Origin of the sequence: Leptothrix cholodnii SP-6, from assembly GCF_000019785.1 — a bacterium.
Taxonomy (GTDB): domain Bacteria; phylum Pseudomonadota; class Gammaproteobacteria; order Burkholderiales; family Burkholderiaceae_C; genus Sphaerotilus; species Sphaerotilus cholodnii.
In genome coordinates this window covers 1,282,431-1,308,227 of record NC_010524.1, presented here as the reverse complement: position 1 = coordinate 1,308,227, position 25,797 = coordinate 1,282,431, and the positions used below count along the sequence as shown (strand labels likewise).

The window sequence follows — 25,797 nt, the reverse complement described above, 5'->3', positions numbered from 1 at the left end:
AGGGCTGCGCCCGGGTCTGCAAAAGGGCCTTTGAAAGGGTCGCTCGTATCATAGCCGTCGCACCCCTGCGCAGCTTTCAGGCCGGCGCGCCGCCCTTACGGCCGGGCGCGCCGCCCCACTCACCATGCGACCCCAAGACATTCCAGACCCCGAGTCGGGCCATCCCGACCCCCGCGACAACGGCGACAGCGGCGACCACGCGGACGCGTTCGGCGACGAAGGCGAGCGCCCCAGCAAGACCCGGCTGAAGAAGGAATCGCACGATCTGCAGGCCCTCGGCCGCGACCTGCTGGAGCTGCCGCCGCAGCGCCTGGCCGCGATCGACATGCCCGAGCGGCTGCGCGATGCGCTCGAGGAGATGCGCCGCACCCGCTCGCACGAAGGCAAGCGCCGGCAGTTGCAGTACGTCGGCAAGATCATGCGATTGATCGACCCGGAGCCGCTGCGCGAGGCGGTGGCGTCGTTCCGCGTGCCTGGCGCACGCGAGACGCTGGCGCTGCACGAGGCCGAACGCTGGCGCGACCGTCTGGTGCGCGACGACGGCGCGCTGACCGAATGGCTGGCCGCCCACCCGCAGACCGACAGCCAGGCGCTGCGCGCGCTGATCCGCAACGCCCGCAAGGAAGAGCAGGCCCACGTGGCGCTGCCGCACGACGGCCCGACCGAGCGCAAGGGCCGGGCCTACCGCGATCTGTTCCAGCATGTGCGCAGCACGCTCGCGGCGGCCGAACGCGCGGCCACCGAAGCCGAGGGCGACGAAGGAGACGAGGATGAGTGACGCCAGCCAGGACAACCCCATCGAGCCGGTGCGCATCGGCCTGGTCTCGGTCAGCGACCGCGCCAGCGCCGGGGTCTACGTCGACAAGGGCCTGCCGGCGCTGCAGGAATGGCTGGCGCGCGCGCTGCTCAACCCGATCACCTGGGTGACACGCCTGATCCCGGATGAAGAAGCCGGCATCAGCGCCGCCTTGCGCGAACTGGTCGACGACGAGGCCTGCAGCCTGGTGCTGACCACCGGCGGCACCGGCCCGGCGCTGCGCGACGTCACGCCCGAGGCCACGCTGGCGGTGGCGCACAAGGTGATGCCGGGTTTCGGCGAGCAGATGCGCCAGATCAGCCTGCGTTTCGTGCCGACCGCGATCCTGTCGCGCCAGGTGGCGGTGGTGCGCAGCCAGGCGCTGATCCTGAACCTGCCCGGCCAGCCGAAGTCGATCGCCGAAACGCTCGAGGGTCTGCCCAATGCCACGCCGCCCTGCCCCGGCATCTTCGCCGCGGTGCCGTATTGCATCGACCTGATCGGCGGGCCGTACCTGGAAACGCGCGACGAGGTGATCAAGGCCTTCCGGCCCAAGTCGGCGCAGCGGCCGGCGCGCCGGAACCCGGCTACTTGACGAGTCGGCTGAGCCGGTCGGCGTCGAAGTTCTCGGTGGTGTGCGCGTCCTGCGGCACGCATTCGTCGCCGGGCAGCTCGCGGGCCCGGCCGGAGAGCTTCTCGATCGCCTGCCAGAGCAGCGCGATCTGGTGCTCGTGGCCCGAGGCGTTGTCGATCAGGCCCTTCATCGCCTGCGCCACCGGGTCGTCGCCCTGCGTGACACCGTAGGCGGAGAAACCCATCTTGGCCGCGGCCTCCTCGCGCTGCGCGTCGGCTGTGGCCTGGATGATGCGGGCCGGGTTGCCGACCGCCGTGGCGCCCGCCGGCACCGGCTTGGTGACCACCGCGCCCGAGCCGACCCGCGCGCCCGCACCCACCGTGAAGCCGCCCAGCACGCAGGCGTGGGCGCCGACGATGACGCCGTTCTCGAGCGTCGGATGACGCTTGGCGCCCTTCACCAGCGAGGTGCCGCCCAGCGTCACGCCCTGGTAGATGGTGCAGTCGTCGCCGATCTCGGCCATCTCGCCGATCACCACGCCCATGCCGTGGTCGATGAAGACGCGCCGGCCGAAAGTGGCGCCGGGGTGGATCTCGATGCCGGTGGCGAAGCGGCCGATGTGCGAGACGAAGCGCCCCAGCCACTTGAATCCGCGCACCCAGCAGGCATGCGCGAAGCGCTGGATCCACAAGGCGTGCAGGCCCGGGTAACAGGTGGCGACCTCGAACCGCGACTTGGCGGCAGGATCGCGCGCCAGGATGCAATCGATGTCTTCTCTGAGTCGCTCGAACATGGTGGCCTCGCCTCAAACAGCTCGGTCCAGTGTAGGGGCTCGCTTCCGGCACTGCAGGCAATCGGGCCGTGCGGGCACTCGCCGAGAGCGGGAGCGAGAAACCTGTCTCATGGTTTGCGTGTCGTCGGCACATCGCCGGCGGCCGCAGCCCGTGCAGCCAGACGGGCAATGCCCCGCAGGATGTGCACCTCCTCGCGTGTCAGGGCCGCGCGGTTGAGCAGTTGCTGCAGGCGCGGCATGAGTTTCTTCGGCGCTGCCGGATCGAGGAAACCGAGCGCCACCAGCGTGTCCTGCCAGTGCGACAGCGCGCCCTGCACCTCGTCGAGGCTGGCGCGCTGCACCGCCGGCGTGCGCGCGCTGACGTCGTAGCCGCCCAGCGCCATGCGCCATTCGTAGGCCATCAGCTGCACCGCCTGCGCGAGGTTGAGCGAGCCGTAGTCGGGCTGGGTCGGGATCGACAGGCAGATCTGGCAGCGGTAGACCTCCTCGTTGGACATGCCGTAGCGCTCGCTGCCGAACACGAACGCGACCCGCTCGCCACCGGCCGCCAACGCCGGCAGATGCTCGCGCGGCGTCGAGGTGGGCGGGCCGAAATCGCGCGGCGTCATCGCGGTGGCGCAGGCCACGTGGATGCCCTCGAGCGCCTCGTCCAGCGTGGCGACGATGCGTGCGCGCACCAGGATGTCGGCCGCGCCGCTGGCCATCGCCACGGTCTCCTCGCGGCTGAGCACGTCGGCAAAACGGGGCGCGACCAGCACCAGGTCGCGAAAACCCATCACCTTCATCGCCCGGGCAGTGGCACCGACGTTGCCGGCATGGCTGGTGTGCAGCAGGATGAAGCGGGTCGGATCGGTTTCGGGGGTCATGGCAGGACAGCGGGAATCGGGTTTGGATAGAATCTCGCCCTCATCTTAGGGGCCTGCAGCTTGCGGCCCCTGCGCTCTTTGCCCCCGCCAGCCCCCCAACGCCATCACGCCCTGCGCGTGAGCGGCAGCCCCACGAGTGATTCGCCATGTCGCAAACCAATCTGCATCCCATGCTCAACATTGCCGTCAAGGCGGCTCGTGCAGGTGGGGCGATCATCAGCCGGGCCAGCCAGGATCTCGACCGCCTGACGGTCACCAGCAAGGGGCACAACGACTTCGTCACCGAAGTCGACCAAGCGGCCGAGCACGCCATCATCGACACCATCCTGCAGGCCTATCCGGGCCACGCCATCCTGGCCGAGGAGTCGGGCCGCGAGCATGGCGCCAAGCACAGCGACTACGTCTGGATCATCGATCCGCTCGACGGCACCACCAACTTCATCCACGGCTTCCCGCAGTACGCGGTCTCGATCGCGCTGGCCTACAAGGGCAAGGTCGAGCAGGCGGTGGTCTACGACCCCAACCGCAACGACCTGTTCTACGCCACCAAGGGCAAGGGCGCCTTCCTCAACGACAAGCGCCTGCGCGTGTCCAAGCGCACGCGGCTGCTCGAGTGCCTGATCGGCACCGGCTTCCCGTTCCGCAAGGGTGACAACTTCAAGCGCTACATGAAGATGTTCGAGGAGGTCATGCAGGCCTGCGCCGGCGTGCGCCGCCCGGGCTCGGCCGCGCTCGACCTGTGCTACGTGGCCGCGGGCTGGTACGACGGCTTCTTCGAGACCGGACTGAACCCCTGGGACATCGCCGCGGGCTCGCTGATCATCACCGAGGCCGGCGGCCTGGTCGGCAACTTCACCGGCGAAGCCGACTACCTCTACCAGCGCGAACTGGTCACCGGCAGCCCGCGCATCTACGCCCAGCTGGTGCAGATCCTGGCGCCCTACACCCGCGTGATCAAGGAAGACGAGGCCGAAGCCGACACCGGCGCGGCAGCAGGCGCGGCGGCTCCGGGCAAGACCGCCCGGGCGCCCAAGGCCAGCAAGGCCCCGGTCTCGGCCGCCACCTCGGCCAGCTTTGCCGGCACGATCTCCGCCACCAGCTCGCTGTCGCCGACCTCGCGCGCCGCAGCCAGCGCTGCCGAAACCGCCGAAGCGCAGGACTCTGACGAGGCCGATGAAATCGACGCCGTTGACGCCGGCGACGACGGCGCCGAAGAAATCTGGGCCGAACCCAAGCGCGCATCGACCGCCAGCGAGCGCCCGATGACGCCCGCCCAGGCGCTCGCCGCCGCCTTCGACCCGACCCCGGTCGACACCGTGGCGCCCACCGTGACCGTGCGCAAGCCGACCCGCATCCGCAAGGCCGACCTGCCCGCGCCGGCCGAAGAAGAGCGCCGCCCGTCACCGCGCGGCCCCAAGCGCCACGACGACGCGCCGTTCTGACGCACCGTCCTGGCGCTCGCGCTGCAGCCCCTCAGGTGGCAGCGGCTTTCTGCGGCCGGCCGGGGATCAGCGCCAGCATGTGATCGGCCACGCCGCCGTCGACCACCAGGTTCTGCCCCGTCACGTACGACGCCCCGGCACTCGCCAGGTAGGCCACCGCCGCGGCCACGTCCTCGGCCCGGCCGATGCGCGCCAGCGGCACCAGCACCTCGCGCTGCGCCTTGACCGATTCATCCCGGTAGACCGCCTCGGTCAGCGGCGTGCGAATCATGCCGGGGCAGACCGTGTTGACGCGGATGCCCATGTCGGCCCACTCCTGCGCCAGCTGGCGGCACAGCATCGTCAACGCGGCCTTGGCCGGCGAGTAGGCGCCGTAGCCCGGATGCGGGTGCAGGCCCGACATCGACGCGATCGCCACCACGCTGCCTCCACCGGCCAGCAGCGGCCGTGCCGCGCGGGCCAGCAGCCAGGTCGCACGCACGTTGAGCGCAAAGGTCGCGTCCCACTGCTCGACCGACAGGTCGGCCAGCCGGCCCGGCCCCGACGCGCCCGCGTTCGACACCAGCAGCGTCAGCCCGCCACAGAACTCGCCCGCCTGCGCCACCAGCGCAGCGCATGAATCGGGATCGGTGAGATCGCCGCAGACACCGGTGGCCGCAGCCCCTGCCGCCGTCAACTCGGCCACCAGCGCATCGAGCGCCGGCCCCGGGCGCGAGGCGGCCGCGGCGATGCGGATGTCGGCGCCATCGCGCCGCGCCTGCTCGACCAGCGCCAGGCAGATCGCCCGGCCGATGCCACCGGTCGCACCGGTCACGAGTGCACGCACCGCGGTCATGCCCGTTCTCCCAGCACCGCCAGCGTGTCGGCCTTGGCACGCGCAGCCCAGGCCGGATAACCGACCTGCGGCGCGCGGCTGTCGCTCGGCACCTCGATGCTGACCGGCAGATCGGCCGGCAGCCGCGCGAACAGCGCGCGCAGGTCGATGCCGCCCTCGCCCGGCAACAGCCGCTCGCAGCGGGCGTCGTGGATCAGGCCCTCGACGGTGTCAGGGCCGGGCACCGCGCCGTCGCAGATCTGGGCGTAATGCAGCCAGGCGCGCGGGATGTCGTCGAGCTCGTCGAGCCGGCTGCCGGAGCGCGCGAAATGCAGCGCATCGACCAGCACGCCGCCGTTGGGGCGCGCCGCCGCGCCGACGATGCGCTTGGCGCTGCGCAGGTTCGGCACCGCGGTCCACGGCATGAATTCGAGGTCGGCGCTCAGGCCGAACGGTGCCGCGGCGTCGCACAAGGCGGCGTAGGACGCCGTCAGGCGCGCCTCGTCGGGGTCGTCACCGGCAACCAGGATGTGGGCCGCGCCGATCTGCGCGCCGATCTCGATGAAACGCTGGAAATCGCGCACGTCGAAGGCCGCGCCGATGCGCACCACCTCGAGGTCGAACACCTTGACGCCGGTGTCGGCGATCGCCGCCAGCGTCTCGCGCAGCATCACCGCGTCGTCCATCAGCGGGTAAGCCTGGCCGCCGGGCGCGGTGGGCAGCATGCGGATGCCGGCGCCGGCGCAGCCGGTCTCGGCGGCCAGACGGATCATCTCGGCGGGCGAATACGGCAGCGCCATCAACTGGGCGAGCGAATAGATGCGGCTCATGGTCGGGTCTCGGTCGGTTGTCTCGGGTCGGATGCGGATCAGATGCGGATGTGGGCGGCGCCGGCTCAGGCGGCCAGGTTCACCGGGCGTTGGCTGCGCGCGGCTTCGTGCACCGCCAGCGTCGCCTGCAGCGTGCGCAGGCCGTCGAGGCCCGAACACAGCGGCGTCTCGCGGCCCTCGGCCACGGCGCGGAAGTGGCGCAACTGCTCGATGTAGGGATCACCGGCGTGCACGGCGCTGCGCTCCTGCGTCAGCGGCTCGTGCCAGCCGCGCGCGCCGCGGTAGCGCCACACGTTCAGGCGCGGCAAGGTCAGGGAGGCCTCGGTGCCGGCGATGAAGTGCGAATCGACCGCCTGCTGCACGTAGTGCGCCGCCTCGCCCGCGGCCAGATCCCAGTTCCACGGCGCCACCGCGGCATCGGAAACCACCAGCGTGCCGAGCGCGCCGCTGGCAAAACGCAGCAGCACGGCGGCGCTGTCCTCCACCTCGAAGCCGCGCACCGCGTTCGACGTGACGGCCTGCACCGACTCGATCTCGCCGAGCAGGAAGCGCAGCACGTCGATGTCGTGGATCAGGTTGATCAGCACCGGCCCGCCGCCGGCCTGGCGGCGCCAGGCGAGCTGGTAGTAGCTGTCGGGCTTGAGCCAGGTCGCCATCACGTTGGCGCTCACCGGCCGGCCGAGCAGACCGTCGGCGATCAGTGCGCGGGCGCGGCGCAGGATCGGGTTGTGGCGGCGCTGGTGGCCGACCATCAGCGGCACGCCCGCCGCTGCGGCCCGATCGCACAGGCGCTGCGCATCGGCCACCGTGTCGGCCACCGGCTTTTCCATCAGCACCGGCAGGCCGCGCTCGATGCAGGCGATGCCGATGTCGGCGTGCGTCGAGTTCGGCGTGGCGACGATCACGCCGCCGAGCCGGACCTGATCGAGCATCTCGCGCGGATCGGCAAAACACGGCACGCCGAGTTCGGCGGCCAGGGCGCGGGCGGCGTCGGTCGGATCGGCGACAGCGGCCAGGCTGACATCGGCGTGGCGCAGCAGGCGCTCGATGTGCATGCGGCCGATGGCGCCGGCGCCGATCACCGCGACGGGCATCTTGGGGCTGAGTGGATTCACGGACGACTCGCTTTCATGAACGGACACCGGGGTAGGGAAAGCCATCTGATGGAACATATGCCAATAGTTGAATTGTGTTCCACAATTGACTATGCTGTCGACACCCGTCACGCAAAGCCCACGCCGGCCCCATTCCTCCAGGAGACTCCGATGAACAGACGCCACACCCTCGCCATCGCCGCCGCAGGCCTGCTGACCGCGCTCGCGGCGCCGATCCACGCGCAGGAGGTCATCCGCATCGCCAACGTGGTCGAGCTGTCGGGCAGCGGCGCGAGCCCGGGCACCTATTTCCGCGACGGCGTCGAGCTGGCGGTCAAGGAGATCAACGCGGCCGGCGGCATCCTGGGCCGGAAGATCGTCACCACCACCGCCGACACCCAGACCCAGCCCGGCATCGCCAAGGGCCTGGCTGCCAAGGCGGTCGACGACGGCGCGTTCGCGGTGTTCGGCCCGGTGTATTCGGGCTCGATCATGGTCAGCATGGCCGAGACGCGCCGCGCCGAAGTGCCCAACTTCACCGGCGGCGAGGCCGCGGCGATCACGCAGCAGGGCAACCCGTACGTCTTCCGCACCGCCTTCGGCCAGTCGAGCTCCTTCCCCAAGCTGGCGCGCTACATCAACACCAAGGCCCGGACGCTGGTGGTGATCTACCAGAACAACGACTTCGGCAAGGGCGGGCGCGACACCCTCACCAAGCTGCTCGACGGCGGCCCGACCAGGATCGTCGGCGAAATGGCCACCGACCAGGGCCAGATCGACTTCTCGGCCGCCGTCATCAAGGCCAGGCAGGCCAACGCCGACGCGGTGTTCGTCTACCTGACCGAAGAAGAATCGGCCCGCGCGCTCAAGGAACTGCGCAAGCAGGGCTGGAGCAAGCCCATCATCGGCGAGACCGTGCTGGTGAGCCAGAAGGTGATCGAGCTGGCCGGCGAAGCGGCCAACGGCGTCACCGGCCATGTCGGCCTGACGGTCGATGCGCCCAACCCCGAGATGCTCAAGTTCAAGGCCAAGTTCTATCAGGCCTACAAGTACATCCCCGATCACAACGGCATCAAGAGCTACATGGGCGTCTACACGCTCAAGGCTGCGATCGAGAAGGCCGGCAAGCTCGACCGCGTGGCGGTGGCCAAGGCGATGAAGGGTCTGGAGGTGAAGGCCGCCAAGTACCCCGGCGTGATCATGGACGTGAGCTTCGACGACAAGGGCGATCTCGACCGCGAGAGCTTCCTGGTCGAAGTGAAGGACGGCCGCCAGGTCGTCGTGGCGACGTTGCCGCCGCTGGGCAAGAAGTGAGATCGAAGATGACATTCGCGCTCAACGACGAACAGAAGATGGTGATCGACACGGTGCGTCGATTCATCCATGACGAATTGAAGCCGCTCGAGGACGAGGTCGAGGAGACCGGCCGGCTCGACCCCGAGAAGGCCAAGCGGATCCACGAGAAGTCCAAGGCGCTCGGCCTCTACGCGATGAACATCGCCGACGAGCTCGGCGGTGGCGGTCTGAACACGGTCGACCGCATGCTGTGCGAGGAACAGTTCGGCCACACCACCGACATCCTGATCCGGCGCGCCTTCGGCAACGTCTACGAGGCGCTGCTGGCCTGCCAGGGCGAGCAGGTCGAGCGCTGGCTGAAACCCACCGTGCGTGGCGATCGCACCTGCGCGATCGCGATCACCGAGTCGGGCGCGGGCTCGGATGCGCAGGGCATCAAGACCCACGCCAAGAAGACCGACTCGGGTTGGGTGCTCAACGGCAGCAAGCACTTCATCAGCGACGGCGAGTGGAGCGACTTCTTTCTGGTCTCGGCCCGCACCGGCGAGAAGGACATCAGCCTCTTCATGGTCGACAAGGGCCTGCCCGGTTTCACCGTCGGCAAGGACCAGAAGATGATGGGCCTGCGCGGCACGCCGCACCTCGAACTCTTCTTCGACAACGTGCCGCTGGAGCCGGTGGCGATGCTCGGCGAGCAGGGCCAGGGCTTCAAGATGGCGATGGGCGTGCTGGGCGTCGTGCGGCTGGGCCAGGTCGGCGCACGCGCGGTCGGCAAGGCCTGCCACGTGCTGGAGCTGATGACCGCCTACGCCAACGAGCGCCGTCAGTTCGGCCAGCGCATCGGCGACTTCCAGCTGGTCCAGCAGATGCTGGCCGACAGCGTGATGGAGATCAACGCCTCGCGCCTGATGGTGCTGCACACGGCCGCGATGATCGACGCCGGCATCGATGCCCGTGACTGGATCGCGATGGTCAAGGTGCATGCCTCCGAGATGCTCGGTCGCGTGGTCGATCGCGGCGTGCAGCTGTTCGGCGGCATGGGCTTCTGCAAGGAGCTGCCGATCGAACGTTATTACCGCGACGCCCGTGTCTATCGCATCTTCGACGGCACGTCGGAGATCCACCGCACCGTGATCGCCCGCAGCGTGCTCAAGCGCGGCGCGGCCTTGTTCGACATACACCGATGAAATCCAAGTTCGTATCGGCCGATGACGCGGCCCTGTTGATCAATGACGGCGACACCGTGGCGCTGATGGGCGGCGGCGGCGGCCTGATGGAGGCGACCTGCCTGTTCCAGGCGGTCGAGCGGCGCTTCCTGGCCACCCAGACGCCGCGCAATCTCACGTGCGTGCACGCGCTGGGCATCGGCGACAAGCAGTCGCGCGGCATGAACTGCTTCGCCTACGAGGGCCTGGTGCGCAAGGTGATCGGCGGCCACTGGGTCTGGTCGCCACGCATGCAGCAGCTCGCGCTGGACGAGAAGATCGAGGCCTACATCCTGCCCGGTGGCGTGTCGTCGCAGCTGCTGCGCGAGATCGGCGGCGCGCGGCCGGGGCTGTTCACGCACGTCGGCCTGGGCACCGTCTGCGACCCGCGCCACGGCGGCGGGCGCATGAACGCGAGCGCCAAGGATGACCTGGCCGAGGTCGTCACGGTCGATGGCCGCGAGTACCTGCGCTACAAGCCGTATGCGGTCAACGTCGCGCTGGTGCGCGCCTCGGCGGCCGACGAGGACGGCAACATCAGCTTCGAACACGAGGCCGCCAATCTCGATGCCGCGTCGATCGCATTGGCCGCGCGCACCAGTGGCGGCCGCGTGATCGTGCAGGTGCGCGAGCGCCTGCCACGTGGTGCGCTCAAGGCCCGCGAGGTGCGCATCCCGGCCGCCTGGGTCGATGCGATCGTGGTCGACGCGGATCAGCGCACCAGCTACGACATCCCCTTCGACGCCAGCCTGAGCGGCGAACTGACCGGCCCGCAGCGCTTCGAACTCGAAGCGCCTGGCGACGAGCCCTTCAACGAGCGCCAGGCGGTGGCCCGGCGCGCGGCCTGCGAACTGGTCGAAGGCGCGGTCGTCAACTACGGCGTCGGCGTGCCCGATGCAGTGGCCAAGCTGGTGGCGCGGCGCGGCGAACTCGACCGCATCTACCAGACCATCGAACACGGCACCTACGGCGGCAGCCTGCTCGACGGCGTGCTGTTCGGCTACGCCCGCAACGCCAGCGCGATGCTGGATGCGCCGACACAGTTCGACTTCTACGCCGGCGGCGGGCTCGACATCGCCTTCCTCGGCTTCGGCGAGTTCGATGCGTTGGGCAACGTCAACGTGTCGAAACTCGGCGGCCTGACGGTCGGCCCGGGCGGCTTCATCGACATCGCCCAGAACGCCCGCAAGGTGGTGTTCTGCGGCACCTTCGCGGCCAAGGGCGTCCAGCTCGAAACCGGCGACGGCACGCTGTGCGTGGTCAAGCCCGGCGAGGTGCGCAAGCTCGTGCAGCAGGTCGACCAGGTCACCTTCAGCGGCCCGCAGGCGCTGCTGCGCGGCCAGCAGGCGCTCTACCTGACCGAGCGGGCGAACTTCCGCCTGACGCCCGAAGGCATGGAGCTGTTCGAGATCGCGCCCGGCATCGATCTGCAGCGCGACGTGCTCGACCAGATGGACTTCGTGCCGCGGCTGGCCGAGAACATTGCGGTGATGCCGGCGTCGCACTTCCGACGCGAGGACGATCGGCTGGGCGCGCTGTCGAGCCGATAGACAGGCCGCAGGTCAGCGCATCACCTTCACGCCGGTGACCATCGCACGCACGAGATTCACGCGCTCCAGACGTCCCATGACGATGGCCGCCACGGCGTGCAGGCCGGCCGACGCGATGAGTGCGGAACCCAGCCATTCATGGGTTTCCTGCATCAGCTCATCTCCCCAGAAAGCATCCGTGGTCTGCAGAAAACCGGTGAGTCCCAACGACAGCACCAGCGCCATCAGCGCCAGCATCATCAACGCACCCAGCGGGTTGTGGCCGACATGGCCGTCGGCCTGTCCGCAGCGCAAGCGGCTCAGGTGATCACGGATGCGGCGGTAGGTCGGAAAGAAGTCGCTGAACCGCGCATACCGCGTGCCGACAAAACCCCAGACGATGCGTGACACCACCAAGGCAGCGGCGGCATAGCCCAGCCACTGATGGAGGTCTTCACCATCGTCGACGACAAAGTAGTTGAGAAGGATGCACGTCACCAGGGACCAGTGGAAAACGCGCACGAAGAGATCCCAGACCCGGACGGGTTCAGGCCGATGGGTAGATGTCATCGCGATGGCATGCAAGTGGAAGAACAAGATTGGCGCTGCGCAAGGCACAGCGCCCATTCAGCGATCAGGACTTGGTTTCAAGCACTGCGGCAGTCGCCGGGTCGAAATAGATCTCGACCTTCTTGTTCGCCTTGTCGAAGCCATAGATCTCGTAGCAACGTCCCTTGCTGACCTTGAAGGTCTTGATCTGGTAGCCCTGGGCTTCGAGCCGGCTCTTGAAGTCGGACTCTTTCATCCACTTGTCTTCGGGCACGTTGCAGGTGGGGCCGGCAAACGCGGCAGAAGCGATCAACGTCAGGGCGGCAGCAGCAGCAAAGGTCTTCATGGTTCTGTGTCTTTCATGTGTTGAGCCGGTCGTCATCGATCGGCTGAACGCATTACAGATGGCGCAGATGAAGAAAAGATGAGCGGACCGTCAGAGGCACAGGGCCCAAGGCACCGGTCAGTTCAAGCTGCAGAACCCAACCCCAGCGGCGCCGGCAGCAGGTTGACGATGCGGCTGAACAGCGCCTCGAATTCCTTCTCCGGCTTGTGGCCGGTCAGCGGGTCGCGGTTGGACTCGAAGGCGGCGTTGATCGAAAGCCAGTCCTCTTCGGTCAGGACATGCCGGGCCAGCGGCAGGATCTCCAGTTCCTCCAGATGCATGTGCGCCATGTAGCGGTCGCAGAACAGCTCGACCGCAGCGGCAAACTCGGCCAGCCGGGTCTCGCCGAGCATCTCGTATTCGAGCAGCTGATGTTCGAGCCGCAGGATCGCCTGCTCGCCGCTGGCGTGGTCGAGGTCGAGCCGGTCGAGCACCTCGGCGGCCTGGCTGCTGCGCTCGCGCAGGCGCTTGAACAGGTGATCGGTTTCCTTGGGGTGATGCAGCCGCTCGGGGTAGGCGTCGACGTAGAACAGCAGGCTGCGCAGCACCTCGAAGTTCGGCTTCGCGCCGTGATCGCGGATGTCGCACAGTGTGTGGCGCAGCGCGTGCAGGATCGCCGCGAGGGCCTGGTGTTCGGCGCGGATGATGGTCAGTGCGGAGGGCGTCGTCATTCGGTCGTTCCAGTCATCAAGGCGAAGGGGGGTGCGCCCCACCCTCGCCTTGCGGGTTCAGCTGCGGTCGATCAGATCTTGCACAGCGGCGATGCGGCCGGCATCAGCGCGGGCGCGAAGGTCTGCTCGATGACCGGGCGCAGTTGGCCATCGGCCATCTTGGCTCGGCCGACGAAGTTCGGCAGCACCAGCTGGTTGTCGGCCGCACGCATCGTCACCGGGCCGTAGATCGAATCGATGGTGGCGCCCGGCAGGGCCTTGGCCACATCGGCCGGCTGGGCACTGCCGGCCTTCTTGACACCTTCGAACATCACCTGCGCGCCGTTGTAGGCCTGGCCTTCGTTGTCGGTCGGCAGGCGGTTGAACTTGGCCTTCCAGCTCGCGACGAAAGCCTTGTTGCGCGGGTTGTCCAGGTCCGGCGTGTAGCCGGTGGTGCCGGGCGTGCCTTCGAGTGCCTTGTCAGTGGCGTTGATCATGAAGTTCTGGATCAGCGCGTGGCCGATCAGCCGGGTCTTCGGGATCAGGCCGAACTCCTGCGCCTGCTTGACGAAGGCGATCGCGTCGCGGCCGGTCTCGGCGACCCAGATCGCGTCGACATTGGCTTCTTTCAGCTGCGCGATGAAGGGCGAGAAATCCTTCGTTCCCAGCGGCGCGTAGAGCTGCAGCTTGACCTCCTTGCCCTGCGCCTTGACCGACCTGGCGAACGACTCGGCCGAGTCGCGGCCCCACACGTAGTCGGCCGCCAGCGAGGCGTAGGTCTTCTCCTTGAAGCCCTTGGCCCACTCGCCGATCATGGCGATGTCCATTGCGTCCGAGTGATTGGTGCGGAAGACCCGCGCCTTGCAGGTGTCGCCGGTGATCTTGTCGCTCTTGCTGGCCACCACGAAATAGGCCGCATTCCAGCGCTCGAGATTGGGCGCCAGCGCCAGCGAGATGCTCGACGGGATCGCGCCGATCAGCAGGTTGTAGCCGTCGCGCGCCAGCTTCTCGGCGACGCGGCGGCCGGCGTCGGGCGTGCCCTCGTCGTCGGCGATCTGCACCTCGACCTTGCGGCCGTCGACGCCGCCGCGGGCATTGGCCTCGTCGATGGCGAACTGGATCGCGCGGATCACCTCTTCGCCCTGCTGGGCGAACACGCCCGACTTCGAGCTGACGAGGCCGACGCGCACCGGGTCCTTGGCCTGCGCCATCGCGGCCAGCGGCAGCGCGGTGCAGAGGGCGAGTGCGGCGAGTGCGCGGCGATTGAGGCGGGTCTTCATCATGGTGTTGTCTCCTTCTGGGGGCGGGTAAAAAAACGTCAAACCATCACGTGGCGGTGCAGCTCGTCGAGGCTGCCTTCGTGCACGCGGCCTTCGGCGACCACGGCGCCCTTGGCCATGGCGCAGAAGCGCTCGGCCACGCGCGCCACCAGCGTCATGTTCTGTTCGATCAGCAGCAGCGCCGTGCCCTGCGCGGCCACCTGGTTGAAGATGCGGCCGAGCTGGTCGACGATCACCGGCGCCAGTCCTTCGGTGGGCTCGTCGAGCAGGATCAGCGCCGGGTTGGCCATCAGCGCGCGGCCGACCGCCAGCATCTGCTGCTGGCCACCCGACAGCGCCGTGCCCGGCGTGTGCGCGCGCTCCTGCAGGATCGGGAACAGCTCGTAGATGCGCGGCACGGTCCAGTGGCCCTTGCGGCCGGTCGCTGCACCGAGCTGCAGGTTCTCTTCGACCGTCAGGTTGGCGACGATGCGCCGACCCTGCGGCACCACCACGATGCCGTGCTGCGCGGCGATGTAGGTGCGCGGCTTGGTCAGCGCGTAGTCACGCAGGCGAATGTCGCCGCCGCGCAGGCTGGCCAGACCGAGGATGGTGTTGACCACCGTGGTCTTGCCGACGCCGTTGCGGCCGATCAGCGCGACCCGTTCGCCCTCGTTCACGTGCAGGCTCAGGCCGTGCAGGATGTGGGCGGCGCCGTAGAAGGCGTTGACCTTGTCGAGTGCCAAAAGCGTCTTCATGCCGCGCTCCCGAGATAAGCCTCGCGCACACGCGGATTGCTGCGCACTTCGGCGGGTGAGCCGGCCGCGATGACGCGGCCGAGTTCGAACACGGTGACGACATCGGAGATGCCGAACACCACGTCCATGTCGTGTTCGACCAGCAGCACCGAGACGTTGCGGCGCGAGGTCAGCGCCTTCAGGTGCTGCGCCAGGTCGAGCGATTCCTTGACCGACAGCCCCGCCATCGGCTCGTCGAGCAGCAGCACGGTGGGGCTGCCGACCAGCGCGATGGCGAGGTCGAGGCGGCGCTGCTCGCCGTAGCCGAGATCGGCGGCAATCACGTCAGACATCGTGTGCAGCGACAGCTCGCGCAGCACGTCGTCGGCATCGGCGCCGGGGTCGGCCATGCCCATCTTCCAGGAGGCCAGCTCGACCTGCTTGCGCACCGGCATCTGCGCAAAGATGCTGGTGCGCTGGAACGAGCGCGACAGGCCGCGCTGGCGGCGCTCGACCACGCCGAGCGCGCTCACGTCCTGGCCACCCAGCACCACCTTGCCGCGGGTCAGGCGGCGCCGTCCGGTGATGGCGTCGATCACGGTCGACTTGCCCGCCCCGTTGGGGCCGATCAGGCCGCGGATCTGGCCGCGTTCGAGCGTCATCGCCACGCCGTCGACCGCCTTGACGCCGCCATAGTGGATGGCGACGTCCTCGGTCTGCAATACGTATTCAGCCATGTTCATCGGCTCCGGTTCAGTGCGCGGTGCGGACCGCGACGGGGGTCTGGGGGGCGGCACCGCCGGCAGCCTTGGCGCGGCTGCTGACGAGGCGCATCAAGATGCCCGACAGCCCTTCGGGCGCGAACACGATCACCACGATCAGCGCGGTGCCGAAGATCGCCATCCAGTGCTGGGCGTGATCGCCGAGCACGTCCTTGGCCAGGAAATACACCGCCGCGCCGAGCGCCGGCCCCCACAGCGCGCGGGTGCCGCCGACCACCACCATCATCAGCGCCACGCCGGACAGGCTCCAGTGCAGGCTCTCGGGCGAGATGAAGCCGGTGTTGAGCGCCGCCAGCACGCCGGCCAGCGAGGTCACGCCCGCCGACAGCGCATACAGCGCCGCCTGCGGCATCAGCGTGCGGATGCCGATGAAGCGGGCGCGCTCCTCGTTGTCACGCGCGGCTTCGGTGATGGCGCCGAAGCGCGTGCGCAGCAGCAGGGCGATGGCCAGCAGCGTCAGCACCAGCACGCTCCAGCTCAGCATCAGCATGCCGGCGGGGCTGAACAGCAGCGAGGTCTGCAAGCCGAACAGCGTCGACGGCCATTCGACCGACATGCCGTCGGCGCCGCCAGTCAGGCCGCGTGAACGCGACGCCGTGAGATACGCCATCTGGCCGACGGCGAGTGTGAGCATGCCGAATGCGACACCCGGCACCCGCACGATCACCAGTCCGATCAGGAAGGCGAAGGCGCTCAGCCCGAGCACCGCGATCACGATGGCGGCCTCGGCCGGCACGGCCTTCAGCTGCAGCAGGATCGCGACGATGTAGCCCGACGAGCCGAAGAACAGCGCGTGGCCGAAGCTGACCATGCCGTTCTGGCGCAGCAGCAGGCCGACGCCGAGCGCGAACACGGCGTAGATCGTGGCCTGGGTCAGCAGCGACAGCAGCGTGCCCGAGCTGACGCCCAGCGCCAGGGCCGCGCCGATGGCCAGTGCGGCGGCGGTGGAAAGGAACAAGCGGTTGTGTGTCATCTGAGTTCTCGTCTTTGCGTCTCAGGTGCGGCTGCCGGCAAAGCCGGCCGGCTTCCAGATCAGGATCGCCACCATCAGCAGGAAGGGCAGCAGCACCGAGGTGTCGGGTAGCCAGACGGCGCCGAGCGACTGCACCATGCCGAGCACCATCGCCGCCACGAACGCGCCGGCCAGGCTGCCGAGGCCACCGACCACCACGACCACGAAGGAATCGATGATCACGTCGCTGCTCATCGACGGCGACAGCGACAGGAACGGCGCCGCCACCACCCCGGCCAGGCCGGCTAGCGCGGTGCCGAGGCCGACCACGAAGGCGCTCAGCGCGTCGGTGTTGACGCCCTGCATCGCGGTCGTCACCGGGTCGGTGCTGGCGGCGCGCACGAACAGGCCGGCACGCGAGAAGCGCAGCCACAGCGTCAGGCCGATCGCCACGGCCGCGCCGACGCCGATCACCGCGATGCGATAGGCCGGCAGCGCGGTGCCGAACACGTCGACGGAGAACGCCAGCGCCGACGGTGTCACCACCGACAGGTTGCTCTTGCCCCAGACGGTCTGCACGAAGTCCTCGATCACCAGCAGCAGGCCGAAGGTGACCAGCACCACCGACAGCGGATCGCGGTGCTGCAGCAGGCGGAAACCCCAGCGATCCAGCAGCACGCCCAACAGCGCCATCACCGCGGGGGCCGCGACCAGCGCGACCCAGAAGTTGCTCGCCTGCGCAATCGAGAAGCCGATGTAGGCGCCCAGCATGTAGAGCGAGCCGTGCGCGAAGTTGACGACCCGGCGCAGGCCGTAGATCAGCGCCAGCCCCGAACACATCACGATCAGCAATGCGCCGTAGACCAGGCCGTTGAAGATGTGGATGAACATGTTTGTCTCCTCGTTGTACTCAGGAATCAGGACCGGGGCTCAGGACGCCACCACCGGCGGCACCGACGGAATCGCGCCGCCATGGGCGATCCAGCCGCCGTCGACCTGCAGCACCGAGCCGGTGATGTAGCTGGCCTGCGGCGAGGCCAGGAAGGCGATCGCCTCGGCAATCTCGGCCGGCGCGCCCATGCGGCCCATCGGCGTGCGGGCGTGGATGGCGTCGGTGTTGAGCAGGCCCTCGGCCTGCAACTTCTCGACCAGCGCGGTGCGCACATAACCCGGCGCGACCGCGTTGACGCGCACACCCGCCAGGCCCCACTCGACCGCCATCGCCTTCGTCATGCCGACGATGCCGGCCTTGGCCGCCCCGTAGGCGTTGCGGCCCGGAATGCCGGCCGATGCGACGATCGAGGCGATGTTGACGATCGCGCCGCGGCAGCCGTGCGGGCCCTCCAGCGGCGCCTGCGCCAGCATCACGCGGGCCACTTCGCGGCTCATCAGGAAGGTGCCGCGCAGGTGCACGCCGAGCACGCGGTCGAAGGCATCGAGCCTCTGGTCGACCGTGGCGCCGCCCTGGTCGCCGATGCCGGCGTTGTTGACCAGCACGTCGATGCGCCCGCATTGCGACAGCACCTGCTCGACCAGCGAGATGACCGATGCTTCGGACGTCACGTCGCAAGCCAGCCCGATGTGGGCGGCGCCCAGCTCGGCAGCGCGCTCGCGGGCGGACTCACCACGCAGGTCAGCCAGCACCACGCGGGCACCGCCGGCTGCAAACCGTTGTGCGGTGGCCCAGCCGATGCCGTCGGCGGCACCAGTAACGATGGCGATAGTCATGCCAACCCCTTCATGCTCGATAGCTCGGCGCGGCGGATCAGGCGCGTCTCCTGCGCGGTGATCAGGTGGCCCGACGCGGCCAGGTATTTCGGGAAATCCGGGTGCGTGTCGCGGGCCCGGCAACGCTGTTCGTAGTCGGCCAGGCTGTCGTAGCCCCACAGGTGCACGAACTGGTTCTGCGGCCCGACCAGGCTGGTCCAGAAGCCCAGCGGATGGCCCAGCGTCTCGAGCAGGATCGGCATTGCCAAGCGGTCGAATACCTCGATGAATTCGGGCATCTTGCGCAGCACGATGGTGTAGATGCGGTGGTCGATCAGCACCTTGCCGGCGCTCACGCCGAGTGCATCCAGCCCGCTCATGCCCGGCTCCCGGCCTGGTCGGCGATGTGGTTGGCCGTGACGTAGCCGAAGGTCATGTTCGGCCCGTGCGTGATGCCGGCGCCGGGGTAGTTGCCGCCCATGATGCTGGCGCGGTCGTTGCCCACCGCGTAGAGACCGGCGATCGGCGAGCCGTCGCGCTTGAGCACCTCGCCGACCACGCTGGTGCGGATGCCGTCGAAGGTGCCGAGGTCGCCCATGATCACCTTCACCGCGTAGAACGGCCCGCTCTGCACCGGCGCCACGCAGGGGTTGGGCTGGTTCTGCGGATCGGCCAGGTAGCGGTTGAACGAGGTCGTGCCGCGGCCGAAAGCCGGGTCCTGACCCTTGACCGCGCCGACGTTGTAGGTGCGCACCGTGGCTTCGAGCCCGGCCGGATCGATGCCGGCGTTCTTCGCCAGCTCGGCCAGCGTGTCGCCCTGGATCAGGTAGCCGTTGCGCAAAAATTTGCCGATCGGCATCGGCGCCGGCTTGACGAAACCGAGGCCGTACTTGGCCAGCGTCGGCTTGTCGCACACGAGCCACATGGCGGTGTTCTTCTGACCTTCGCAGGCGCGGATCAGCGCGGCGCCGACGTCGTGATACGAGTCCGATTCATTGGTGAAACGTTTGCCATTCGCCAGCACGCCGATGATGCCGGGCTTGTAGCGATCGAGCAGGTGCGGGAACACGCCCACCTCGCCGTTGCCGTAGACCACCTTCGACACCGGCATCCAGGCCGAGGTGTCCTTGAAGCGGATGTCGACCGCCGCGCCCTGCGCCTCGGCCATGTTGAGGCCATCGCCGGTGTTGCTCGTCGGCGTGGGCGACAGATGTTCGCCGCCACGCGCCAGGTGCGGGTAGGCCTTGGCAATGCGCTGGATGTCGTGCGGAAAGCCGCCGCAGGCCAGCACCACGCCATGACGCGCGGTGATGCGGCGCTCGCCGCCTTCACCATCGACGCGCACGCCGACGGCCTTGCCACGCTCGATCAGGATCTCCTTGGCCGGGCTGCTGGTCAGGATCGGGATGCCCAGGTCCAGCGCCGATTGCGCCAGCCGCGCGGCCAGCGCATTGCCGCTCGTGACCTGGATGCCGCGCCGGTACAGCGCCAGCTCCTTGATGTGCGTGACCAGCCGTTTGGCCACGTAGACAAAGGAGGTCAGCGATTTCGTCGCCTGGAAGAAATGCTTCAGATCGGCGTTCGACGAGTTGAACATCATGCCGATGAAGGTGATGGTCTTGAGCGGCGGCTTCAGGCGCGCCATGTCGCGGCCGAGACCGCGGATGTCGTACGGGGCTGCCAGGATCGAGCGGCCGATGTCGACGCCACCGTCCACCGTCGGGTGATAGTCCGGGTAGAGCGTCGGCACGAACTTCATCGCCGTCTCGCGCTCGAAGAACTCGACCATCTTCGGGCCGTTGTCGAGAAAGGCGTCGACCGCGGCTGCGTCGTAATAGGTGCCGGTCTCGCGCATCATGTAGGTCCGCACCGCCTCACGCGTGTCGGCCGGGTTCTGCTTGCGGCCATGCGTGTTCAGCGGGATCCACAACACGCCGCCGGACAGCGCGGTGGTGCCACCGAACACGGGTTCCTTCTCCAGCACGACCACGTCGAGCCCACGCTTGCGCGCGGTGATCGCGGCGGCCAATCCCGCAGCGCCGGAGCCGACGACGATCACGTCACATTCGAGCTTGTTCATGATGGGTTCGATTCCTTCTGTGCCGCGTCGGCGGTGTGGTTGAAGCCGGGGCGCGGCACCATGTCCATCAACATGCAGTCGAGCCCGCCGTCGACCACCAGTTCGGTGCCATTGACGTAGCCCGCGCGGTCGCTGAGCAGGAACAGCGCGGGCTCGGCGATGTCGACCGGCTCGCCGACGCGCCGGCTGGCGGTCACGGCCGCACGCTTGGCCTCGAAGCCGGGCTCTTCGTAGAACCGGGCCGACAGCGCGGTGCGGATCATTCCGGGGCAGATCGCATTGCTGCGCACGCCACGCGGGCCCCACTCGGCGGCCATCTGCTTGTTGAGCAGCAGCACGCCGGCCTTGCTGGCGCTGTAGGCGCCGCTGCGGGTCTGCGGGTGCAGCGCAGACACCGAGGCGATGTGCACGATGCTGCCGCGCCCGGCGGCCAGCATGTCGCGGCCGAACTCGCGCGCGCACAGCAGGTAGCCGGTGAGGTTGATCGCCAGCACCGCATTCCATTCGGCGACGCTGACGTCCTCGAGCGCGCCCGGGCGCAGCAGGCCGGCGTTGTTGACCAGGCCGGCCACCGGGCCGAGTTCGCTGCGCACGCGCTGCGCCGCAGCGGCCACCGCTGCTTCATCGGTGATGTCGCATTCGAGCGCCAGCACGCGGGCGCCGCACTCGGCGATCTCGTGTGCGGCCTGCCGCACCGCGTCGCCGTTGCGGTCGACCAGCGCGACCCACGAACCCGCAGCGGCGAGCGACTCGGCCACCGCGCGGCCGATGCCGCTGGCCGCGCCGGTGACGACGCACACGCGGCCTTCGAGGCCCAGCCAGTGGGGAAAGTTGGAGCCAGACAATTCAGGCATTTGCATCACATCGGCGGGTCTCTCGACCGGCGCCGTGTCTCCGTTAGTCAGTGCCTGGACTGTAGAAACGGCAGCCTCTTGCCTCAATCGACAAAAGCAGCGGTGAGCCGGACAATTCGTGCATCGCCCACCCGTGAAAACCCGCATGAGCTCCTCCATCCCGAACTACGCGCTGTATGGCGAAGAGGCCCAGCCGGCCTGGCTGGACATGGTCCATTTCGAGATGATTCACGAGCGCTCGTCGCTCTTCAAGTTCGAGATCGACCCGCATTTCCACGAGGGCCTGATCCAGCTGCTCTACGTCACCCACGGCGGCGGCGAGGCCTTCATCGACGGCACGAACTGGCAGGTGCATCCGCAGTCGCTGATCGTGGTGCCGGCGCGCCATGTGCACGGTTTCCACTTCACGCACGACATCGACGGGCCGGTGGTGACCGCCGCGCAGAGCCCGCTCGAATCGCTCGCCAGCGTGGGCGCGCCCGACCTGCTGGCGCACATCCGCCGGCCGCAGGTGCTGAGCGTCGGCGATGCGGTGCGGCACGTCGATGCGCTGATGCCGCTGTTCGACGCGATCCAGCGCGAGGCCCGCGTGCACGGCAGCGGCGAGGTGGCGGCCGGCTCGGCGCTGCTGATGGCGGTGTTCGTGCAGATCGCGCGCATCTCCGCCACGCTGCAGTCGCAGGAAGGGCCGGACACCCACGGCCGTTCGCGCAAGGCGGCGCAGGTGGAGCGCTTCCGCGCATTGGTCGACGCCCACTTCCGCAAGCGCCTCGGGATCGAGTTCTATGCCGCCGAGATGGGCCTGAGCGCGGGGCAGTTGTCGCGGCTGTGCCGTGATGCGCTGGGCATGTCGAGCCTCGACGTGCTCAACGCCCGCGTGGTGCACGAGGCCAAGCGCGAGCTGGTCTATTCGACGCTCGGCATCAAGCAGATCGCGGCGGTGCTCGGTTTTGCCGACGAGGCCTATTTCGGCCGCTTCTTCAAGAAGCAGATCGGCCGCACGCCCACCGAGTTCCGCGACGCCGCGCGGCTGCGGCTGACACCCGAGGCCAAGGGCCGGGCCACGGTGGAACCGTGAGGGCAGCCGCAGCCGGGCCGGCGGCTCAGACCCGCTCGACGATCAGCGCGATGCCCTGGCCGACGCCGATGCACATCGTGCACAGCGCGTAGCGGCCCTGGATGCGGTGCAGCTGGTTCACCGCCGTCATCACCAGCCGCGCGCCACTCGCGCCCAGCGGGTGGCCGAGCGCGATCGCGCCGCCGTTCGGATTGACGCGTGCATCGTCGTCGGCCAGGCCGAGGTCGCGCAGCACCGCCAGGCCTTGAGCCGCGAAGGCCTCGTTCAACTCGATGACATCGAGCTGGTCGAGCCGCAGCCCGGTCAGCGCCAGAACCTTGCGGGTGGCCGGCGCCGGGCCGATGCCCATGATGCGCGGCTCGACACCGGCGGTGGCCATGCCGATCACGCGGGCGCGTGGGGTGAGGCCGTTCTTGGTGGCAGCCGCTTCGCTGGCCAGCAGCAAGGCGCAGGCGCCGTCGTTGACGCCGCTGGCATTGCCCGCCGTCACGCTGCCATCGGGCCGCACCACGCCCTTGAGCCTGGCGAGCGATTCGAGCGAGGTCTCGCGCGGGTGTTCGTCCTGGTTGACGACGATCGGGTCACCTTTCTTCTGCGCGATCGACACCGGTGTGATCTCGGCGTCGAAGAAACCGCTGCGCTGCGCCGCGACCGCCTTCAACTGCGAGGCCAGCGCCATGCGGTCCTGCGCGGCGCGCTCGATGCCGAACTGCTGCGCCACGTTCTCGGCGGTCTCGGGCATCGAGTCGACGCCGTACTGCGCCTTCATGAGCTTGTTGACGAAGCGCCAGCCGATGGTGGTGTCGTGGATCGCGTTGTTGCGGCTGAAGGCGCTCTCGGCCTTGGGCATCACGAACGGCGCGCGGCTCATGCTCTCGACGCCACCGGCGATCATCAGCTCGGCCTCGCCGGCGCGGATGGCCCGCGCCGCCGTGCCCACCGCGTCCATGCCCGAGCCGCACAGGCGGTTGATCGTGCCGCCGGGCACGTCGACCGGCAGACCGGCCAGCAGCGCGGCCATGCGGGCGACGTTGCGGTTGTCCTCGCCGGCCTGGTTGGCGCAGCCGTACAGCACGTCGGCCACCGCCGACCAGTCGACAGCGGCGTTGCGCGCCATCAGCGCGCGCAGCGGGATGGCGGCGAGATCATCGGTGCGCACCGACGAGAGCGCACCGCCGTAGCGGCCGAAGGGCGTGCGCTGGGCATCGCAGATGAAGGCGTGTCGGGTCATGGGTGGCTCCAGGCTTGCTGGCGCAGCGCTGCATTGACGCGGTAACGCTCGCCTCGGTAGTTCGCATCGAGCTGCTCGATCAACTGCACCACCGCGCCGGCGCTCCAGCCGGCCAGCCACTCGAACGGGCCCGCGGGGTAGTTGACGCCGAGCTTCATCGCGGTGTCGGCGCCCTCGGCCGTGCAGACGCCCTGCTGCACCGCATCGGCGGCTTCGTTGATCAACATCGCCAGCGTGCGCGCGACCACCAGGCCCGGCGCGTCGGCGATGCGCTGCGGCGCGAACTGCGCCAGCCGCAGCCAGGCGGCGGCCTGCTCGGCCCAGACGGGTGTCGCGCCGGCGCTGACGCTGAAGGCCAGCGCCGCAGCGGGCGCCGAGCCGGCGACGAACAGGTCGAACACCGCCACGTCGCGCACGCCGGTCTGCGCGCTCAACTGCGTGGCCGGGCGGCCATCGGTGAGGCGCAGTTGCGCGCCGTCGATCTCGAGGCCAATCCAGCTGCTGGTGGTGCTGCGATCGAAGGCCAGACCGGCTTGTGTCAGCGCCCGCGACCATTGTTCGGCCACGCAGCCGGCGCCATGCAGCACGAGCTTTCGGGCGGGCACCAGATCGGGTGTGGGGGCATCGGCGGCTGGTGCCGAGGCTGCGCCGCCGCTGTAATCGTAGAAACCGCGGCCCGACTTGCGGCCGTATAGCCCGCCGTCGACCATCTCCCGCTGCAGCAGCGATGGCATGTAGCGCTTGTCGCCGAAGTTGGCCTGATAGACCGATTCGGTGACCGCGAGATTGGTGTCGTGGCCGATCAGGTCGATCAGCTCGCACGGCCCCATGCGGAAACCGACCGCGCGCAGGCAGGCATCGAGCACCGCAGGCGTCAGCGCCCGTTCGTGCAGCAAGGCCAGCGCCTCGGCGTAATACGGCCGGGCAATGCGGTTGACGATGAAACCCGGCGTCGAGCGTGCATGCACCGGCGTCTTGCCCCAGGCCGCGGCGAGCTGGAAGACCGCCTCGGCCACCGCCGGCGCGGTGTGCAGGCCGCTGACCACCTCGACCAGCTTCATCACCGCCACCGGGTTGAAGAAGTGCATGCCGACCAGCCGCTCGGGGCGCTGCAGGCCGCGCGCCATCGCGGTGATCGAGATCGACGAGGTGTTCGACGCCAGGATGCAGCGGGCGCCCACCAGCGCCTCGACCTGCCGCAACAAGGCCTGCTTGGCGTCGAGTTTTTCGACGATCGCCTCGACCACGAGGCCGGCATCGGCGGCTTGCGTCAACTCGGCGATCGGCTCGATGCGATCGAGCGCCGCGGCCACGGCGTCGGCCTGCAGCTTGCCCTTGGCGACCAGCGCCGCCAGGCTGGCCGAGAGCTTGGCCTTGGCCTCGCTGGCCGCACCTTCGCGGGCGTCGAACAAGCGCACCGGATGGCCGGCCTGGGCGGCGATCTGGGCGATGCCCGCGCCCATGATGCCGGCGCCAATGACAAGCACCGTGCAGGGTTGTGTCACGTTCATTCCTTGATCCACGCGGCCGGCCGCTTGCCGAGAAAGGCCGCAAAACCTTCGCGCGCCTCGTCGGTGCCGCGCACGCGGCTGATGGTCAACGCGGTCAGTTCGCGCACCTCGGGCGTCACCGGTCCTTCGGACAATTGCGCGAACAGCGCCTTGATCTCCGCCAGTGCCTGCGGGCCGTTGGCGCACAGCGCCTGCACCTGTTCGTCGATCGCGGCATCGAGCGCATCGGGCGCGACCACCTGGTGCACCATCGCCATGCCGAGCGCCTCGTCGGCACCGATGCGGCGCGTCGTCAGCGCCAGGCGGCGGGCGTGGCGCTTGCCCACGGCGTTGATCACGTAGGGGCCGATGGTGGCGGGCAGGATGCCGAACTTGGCCTCGCTGACCGCGAAGCTGGCGTTCTGGCTGGCCACCGCGATGTCGCACGCGCAGGTCAGCCCCACGCCGCCGCCGAGCGCGATGCCGTGCACACGCGCGATGGTCGGCTTGGGGCAGGAGTCGATGCGCCACAGCATCGCCGCCAGACGGCGCGCGTCGGCGAGGTTCCACTCGATGCTGGCCTCGCTGGCGCGCTGCATCCACTGCAGATCGGCGCCGGCCGAGAAGGCCTTGCCCTCGCCGGCCAGCACGATCACGCGCACGGCGTCGTCGGCGCCCAGTTGTGCAAAGGCCGCATCCAGCTCGGTAATCATCAGCTCGTCGAAGGCGTTGAACACCTCCGGTCGAGCCATCGTCACCTGCGCCACGCCGGTGGCGCTGCGCGTGATCTTCAGCGTCTTCATG

General features: G+C 68.9%; 26 protein-coding genes and 1 pseudogene. 7 read left to right on the top strand and 20 right to left on the bottom strand.

What is annotated here, in order from left to right; translation table 11 throughout:
- Positions 1–124 precede the first annotated feature (124 nt).
- Positions 125–778, top strand: a complete 654-nt coding sequence (gene yjgA, locus LCHO_RS06100; RefSeq protein WP_012346253.1) for a ribosome biogenesis factor YjgA — start codon at positions 125–127, stop codon at positions 776–778.
- Positions 771–1,391 (top strand): molybdopterin adenylyltransferase, encoded by a 621-nt coding sequence (mog, locus tag LCHO_RS06095; protein ID WP_012346252.1) that lies wholly within the window; start codon positions 771–773, stop codon positions 1,389–1,391. Before yjgA ends, mog begins: the two co-directional genes overlap by 8 nt.
- On the opposite strand, the gene cysE is transcribed toward mog, so the two are convergent.
- Positions 1,384–2,163, bottom strand: coding sequence for a serine O-acetyltransferase (cysE, locus tag LCHO_RS06090; RefSeq protein ID WP_012346251.1), 780 nt, complete (start codon positions 2,161–2,163; stop codon positions 1,384–1,386). The two genes, mog and cysE, sit on opposite strands and share 8 nt — an antisense overlap.
- A gap of 107 nt (positions 2,164–2,270) precedes the next feature.
- On the bottom strand, positions 2,271–3,029 hold the full coding sequence (locus LCHO_RS06085; protein ID WP_012346250.1) for an RNA methyltransferase: 759 nt from the start codon (positions 3,027–3,029) through the stop codon (positions 2,271–2,273).
- A 146-nt stretch (positions 3,030–3,175) separates the two neighbouring features.
- Here LCHO_RS06085 and LCHO_RS23130 point away from each other — a divergent pair.
- Positions 3,176–4,090 (top strand): annotated as a pseudogene (locus tag LCHO_RS23130) (inositol monophosphatase family protein); the annotation flags it as partial.
- Between the two features lie 412 nt (positions 4,091–4,502).
- Here LCHO_RS23130 and LCHO_RS06075 read toward each other — a convergent pair.
- From LCHO_RS06075 to LCHO_RS06065, 3 genes are all read right to left on the bottom strand, one after another.
- On the bottom strand, positions 4,503–5,306 hold the full coding sequence (locus LCHO_RS06075; protein ID WP_012346248.1) for an SDR family NAD(P)-dependent oxidoreductase: 804 nt from the start codon (positions 5,304–5,306) through the stop codon (positions 4,503–4,505).
- A complete protein-coding gene (locus LCHO_RS06070) occupies positions 5,303–6,115 on the bottom strand; it encodes a sugar phosphate isomerase/epimerase family protein (RefSeq protein WP_012346247.1) in 813 nt (270 codons plus the stop codon). The genes LCHO_RS06075 and LCHO_RS06070 overlap by 4 nt, the downstream gene beginning before the upstream one ends.
- Positions 6,116–6,180: 65 nt before the next feature.
- Positions 6,181–7,209, bottom strand: coding sequence for a Gfo/Idh/MocA family protein (locus tag LCHO_RS06065; RefSeq protein WP_043703932.1), 1,029 nt, complete (start codon positions 7,207–7,209; stop codon positions 6,181–6,183).
- 171 nt (positions 7,210–7,380) lie between these two features.
- Between LCHO_RS06065 and LCHO_RS06060 the strand changes: the two genes are divergently transcribed.
- The 3 genes from LCHO_RS06060 to LCHO_RS06050 are packed head-to-tail and all read left to right on the top strand — an operon-like array spanning position 7,381 to position 11,260.
- The gene (locus LCHO_RS06060; RefSeq protein ID WP_012346245.1) at positions 7,381–8,523 is read left to right on the top strand and encodes an ABC transporter substrate-binding protein; all 1,143 of its coding nucleotides are present in this window, start codon (positions 7,381–7,383) and stop codon (positions 8,521–8,523) included.
- Between the two features lie 8 nt (positions 8,524–8,531).
- Positions 8,532–9,692, top strand: coding sequence for an acyl-CoA dehydrogenase family protein (locus LCHO_RS06055; protein ID WP_012346244.1), 1,161 nt, complete (start codon positions 8,532–8,534; stop codon positions 9,690–9,692).
- The gene (locus tag LCHO_RS06050; protein WP_012346243.1) at positions 9,689–11,260 is read left to right on the top strand and encodes an acyl CoA:acetate/3-ketoacid CoA transferase; all 1,572 of its coding nucleotides are present in this window, start codon (positions 9,689–9,691) and stop codon (positions 11,258–11,260) included. Before LCHO_RS06055 ends, LCHO_RS06050 begins: the two co-directional genes overlap by 4 nt.
- A gap of 12 nt (positions 11,261–11,272) precedes the next feature.
- Here LCHO_RS06050 and LCHO_RS06045 read toward each other — a convergent pair whose 3' ends face one another.
- From LCHO_RS06045 to LCHO_RS05990, 12 genes are all read right to left on the bottom strand, one after another.
- Entirely contained in the window at positions 11,273–11,836 is a 564-nt protein-coding gene (locus LCHO_RS06045) for a cytochrome b/b6 domain-containing protein (RefSeq protein ID WP_223210509.1), read from the bottom strand.
- Between the two features lie 37 nt (positions 11,837–11,873).
- On the bottom strand, positions 11,874–12,134 hold the full coding sequence (locus LCHO_RS06040) for a PepSY domain-containing protein (RefSeq protein ID WP_012346241.1): 261 nt from the start codon (positions 12,132–12,134) through the stop codon (positions 11,874–11,876).
- Positions 12,135–12,256: 122 nt separating this feature from the next.
- Complete coding sequence (locus LCHO_RS06035) at positions 12,257–12,844, bottom strand: hemerythrin domain-containing protein (RefSeq protein WP_012346240.1); 588 nt, start codon at positions 12,842–12,844, stop codon at positions 12,257–12,259.
- Positions 12,845–12,915: 71 nt separating this feature from the next.
- Complete coding sequence (locus LCHO_RS06030; protein ID WP_012346239.1) at positions 12,916–14,106, bottom strand: ABC transporter substrate-binding protein; 1,191 nt, start codon at positions 14,104–14,106, stop codon at positions 12,916–12,918.
- Positions 14,107–14,141: 35 nt separating this feature from the next.
- Positions 14,142–14,840 (bottom strand): ABC transporter ATP-binding protein, encoded by a 699-nt coding sequence (locus LCHO_RS06025; protein WP_012346238.1) that lies wholly within the window; start codon positions 14,838–14,840, stop codon positions 14,142–14,144.
- Positions 14,837–15,556 (bottom strand): ABC transporter ATP-binding protein, encoded by a 720-nt coding sequence (locus LCHO_RS06020; protein ID WP_012346237.1) that lies wholly within the window; start codon positions 15,554–15,556, stop codon positions 14,837–14,839. The genes LCHO_RS06025 and LCHO_RS06020 overlap by 4 nt, the downstream gene beginning before the upstream one ends.
- Before the next feature lie 16 nt (positions 15,557–15,572).
- Complete coding sequence (locus LCHO_RS06015; RefSeq protein ID WP_012346236.1) at positions 15,573–16,574, bottom strand: branched-chain amino acid ABC transporter permease; 1,002 nt, start codon at positions 16,572–16,574, stop codon at positions 15,573–15,575.
- Between the two features lie 21 nt (positions 16,575–16,595).
- The gene (locus LCHO_RS06010; protein ID WP_012346235.1) at positions 16,596–17,444 is read right to left on the bottom strand and encodes a branched-chain amino acid ABC transporter permease; all 849 of its coding nucleotides are present in this window, start codon (positions 17,442–17,444) and stop codon (positions 16,596–16,598) included.
- 39 nt (positions 17,445–17,483) lie between these two features.
- Positions 17,484–18,281, bottom strand: a complete 798-nt coding sequence (locus LCHO_RS06005) for an SDR family NAD(P)-dependent oxidoreductase (protein WP_012346234.1) — start codon at positions 18,279–18,281, stop codon at positions 17,484–17,486.
- On the bottom strand, positions 18,278–18,640 hold the full coding sequence (locus LCHO_RS06000) for an NIPSNAP family protein (RefSeq protein ID WP_012346233.1): 363 nt from the start codon (positions 18,638–18,640) through the stop codon (positions 18,278–18,280). The genes LCHO_RS06005 and LCHO_RS06000 overlap by 4 nt, the downstream gene beginning before the upstream one ends.
- Positions 18,637–20,340 carry an FAD-dependent oxidoreductase gene (locus tag LCHO_RS05995; RefSeq protein WP_012346232.1) on the bottom strand — a complete coding sequence of 568 codons (1,704 nt, stop codon included), beginning with the start codon at positions 20,338–20,340 and terminating at the stop codon, positions 18,637–18,639. The genes LCHO_RS06000 and LCHO_RS05995 overlap by 4 nt, the downstream gene beginning before the upstream one ends.
- The gene (locus LCHO_RS05990) at positions 20,337–21,200 is read right to left on the bottom strand and encodes an SDR family NAD(P)-dependent oxidoreductase (RefSeq protein ID WP_012346231.1); all 864 of its coding nucleotides are present in this window, start codon (positions 21,198–21,200) and stop codon (positions 20,337–20,339) included. Before LCHO_RS05990 ends, LCHO_RS05995 begins: the two co-directional genes overlap by 4 nt.
- 139 nt (positions 21,201–21,339) lie before the next feature.
- Here LCHO_RS05990 and LCHO_RS05985 point away from each other — a divergent pair, with 139 nt between their 5' ends.
- Complete coding sequence (locus LCHO_RS05985) at positions 21,340–22,272, top strand: helix-turn-helix domain-containing protein (RefSeq protein ID WP_012346230.1); 933 nt, start codon at positions 21,340–21,342, stop codon at positions 22,270–22,272.
- 25 nt (positions 22,273–22,297) lie between these two features.
- On the opposite strand, the gene pcaF is transcribed toward LCHO_RS05985, so the two are convergent.
- Genes pcaF through LCHO_RS05970 form a run of 3 tightly spaced genes read right to left on the bottom strand, consistent with a single transcriptional unit; the run spans position 22,298 to position 25,796 of the window.
- Positions 22,298–23,503: a 3-oxoadipyl-CoA thiolase gene (pcaF, locus tag LCHO_RS05980; RefSeq protein ID WP_012346229.1), complete on the bottom strand. Its 1,206-nt coding sequence runs from the start codon at positions 23,501–23,503 to the stop codon at positions 22,298–22,300.
- Entirely contained in the window at positions 23,500–25,014 is a 1,515-nt protein-coding gene (locus tag LCHO_RS05975; protein WP_012346228.1) for a 3-hydroxyacyl-CoA dehydrogenase, read from the bottom strand. Before LCHO_RS05975 ends, pcaF begins: the two co-directional genes overlap by 4 nt.
- Entirely contained in the window at positions 25,011–25,796 is a 786-nt protein-coding gene (locus LCHO_RS05970) for an enoyl-CoA hydratase-related protein (protein WP_012346227.1), read from the bottom strand. Before LCHO_RS05970 ends, LCHO_RS05975 begins: the two co-directional genes overlap by 4 nt.
- Position 25,797 lies beyond the last annotated feature (1 nt).

What these genes read in the sequence shown, in the direction of transcription:
- LCHO_RS06020 (WP_012346237.1), bottom strand. Translation starts at nt 15,556, where the DNA reads ATGGCTGAATACGTATTGCAGACCGAGGACGTCGCCATCCACTATGGC.
- LCHO_RS06010 (WP_012346235.1), bottom strand. Translation starts at nt 17,444, where the DNA reads ATGTTCATCCACATCTTCAACGGCCTGGTCTACGGCGCATTGCTGATC.
- LCHO_RS06075 (WP_012346248.1), bottom strand. Translation starts at nt 5,306, where the DNA reads ATGACCGCGGTGCGTGCACTCGTGACCGGTGCGACCGGTGGCATCGGC.
- LCHO_RS06060 (WP_012346245.1), top strand. Translation starts at nt 7,381, where the DNA reads ATGAACAGACGCCACACCCTCGCCATCGCCGCCGCAGGCCTGCTGACC.
- LCHO_RS05995 (WP_012346232.1), bottom strand. Translation starts at nt 20,340, where the DNA reads ATGAACAAGCTCGAATGTGACGTGATCGTCGTCGGCTCCGGCGCTGCG.
- LCHO_RS06015 (WP_012346236.1), bottom strand. Translation starts at nt 16,574, where the DNA reads ATGACACACAACCGCTTGTTCCTTTCCACCGCCGCCGCACTGGCCATC.
- LCHO_RS06005 (WP_012346234.1), bottom strand. Translation starts at nt 18,281, where the DNA reads ATGACTATCGCCATCGTTACTGGTGCCGCCGACGGCATCGGCTGGGCC.
- LCHO_RS06035 (WP_012346240.1), bottom strand. Translation starts at nt 12,844, where the DNA reads ATGACGACGCCCTCCGCACTGACCATCATCCGCGCCGAACACCAGGCC.
- yjgA (WP_012346253.1), top strand. Translation starts at nt 125, where the DNA reads ATGCGACCCCAAGACATTCCAGACCCCGAGTCGGGCCATCCCGACCCC.
- LCHO_RS06025 (WP_012346238.1), bottom strand. Translation starts at nt 14,840, where the DNA reads ATGAAGACGCTTTTGGCACTCGACAAGGTCAACGCCTTCTACGGCGCC.
- LCHO_RS06050 (WP_012346243.1), top strand. Translation starts at nt 9,689, where the DNA reads ATGAAATCCAAGTTCGTATCGGCCGATGACGCGGCCCTGTTGATCAAT.
- mog (WP_012346252.1), top strand. Translation starts at nt 771, where the DNA reads ATGAGTGACGCCAGCCAGGACAACCCCATCGAGCCGGTGCGCATCGGC.
- pcaF (WP_012346229.1), bottom strand. Translation starts at nt 23,503, where the DNA reads ATGACCCGACACGCCTTCATCTGCGATGCCCAGCGCACGCCCTTCGGC.
- LCHO_RS05990 (WP_012346231.1), bottom strand. Translation starts at nt 21,200, where the DNA reads ATGCAAATGCCTGAATTGTCTGGCTCCAACTTTCCCCACTGGCTGGGC.
- LCHO_RS06040 (WP_012346241.1), bottom strand. Translation starts at nt 12,134, where the DNA reads ATGAAGACCTTTGCTGCTGCTGCCGCCCTGACGTTGATCGCTTCTGCC.
- LCHO_RS05970 (WP_012346227.1), bottom strand. Translation starts at nt 25,796, where the DNA reads ATGAAGACGCTGAAGATCACGCGCAGCGCCACCGGCGTGGCGCAGGTG.
- LCHO_RS06070 (WP_012346247.1), bottom strand. Translation starts at nt 6,115, where the DNA reads ATGAGCCGCATCTATTCGCTCGCCCAGTTGATGGCGCTGCCGTATTCG.
- LCHO_RS06000 (WP_012346233.1), bottom strand. Translation starts at nt 18,640, where the DNA reads ATGAGCGGGCTGGATGCACTCGGCGTGAGCGCCGGCAAGGTGCTGATC.
- LCHO_RS06065 (WP_043703932.1), bottom strand. Translation starts at nt 7,209, where the DNA reads ATGCCCGTCGCGGTGATCGGCGCCGGCGCCATCGGCCGCATGCACATC.
- cysE (WP_012346251.1), bottom strand. Translation starts at nt 2,163, where the DNA reads ATGTTCGAGCGACTCAGAGAAGACATCGATTGCATCCTGGCGCGCGAT.
- LCHO_RS05985 (WP_012346230.1), top strand. Translation starts at nt 21,340, where the DNA reads ATGAGCTCCTCCATCCCGAACTACGCGCTGTATGGCGAAGAGGCCCAG.
- LCHO_RS06030 (WP_012346239.1), bottom strand. Translation starts at nt 14,106, where the DNA reads ATGATGAAGACCCGCCTCAATCGCCGCGCACTCGCCGCACTCGCCCTC.
- LCHO_RS06085 (WP_012346250.1), bottom strand. Translation starts at nt 3,029, where the DNA reads ATGACCCCCGAAACCGATCCGACCCGCTTCATCCTGCTGCACACCAGC.
- LCHO_RS05975 (WP_012346228.1), bottom strand. Translation starts at nt 25,014, where the DNA reads ATGAACGTGACACAACCCTGCACGGTGCTTGTCATTGGCGCCGGCATC.
- LCHO_RS06055 (WP_012346244.1), top strand. Translation starts at nt 8,532, where the DNA reads ATGACATTCGCGCTCAACGACGAACAGAAGATGGTGATCGACACGGTG.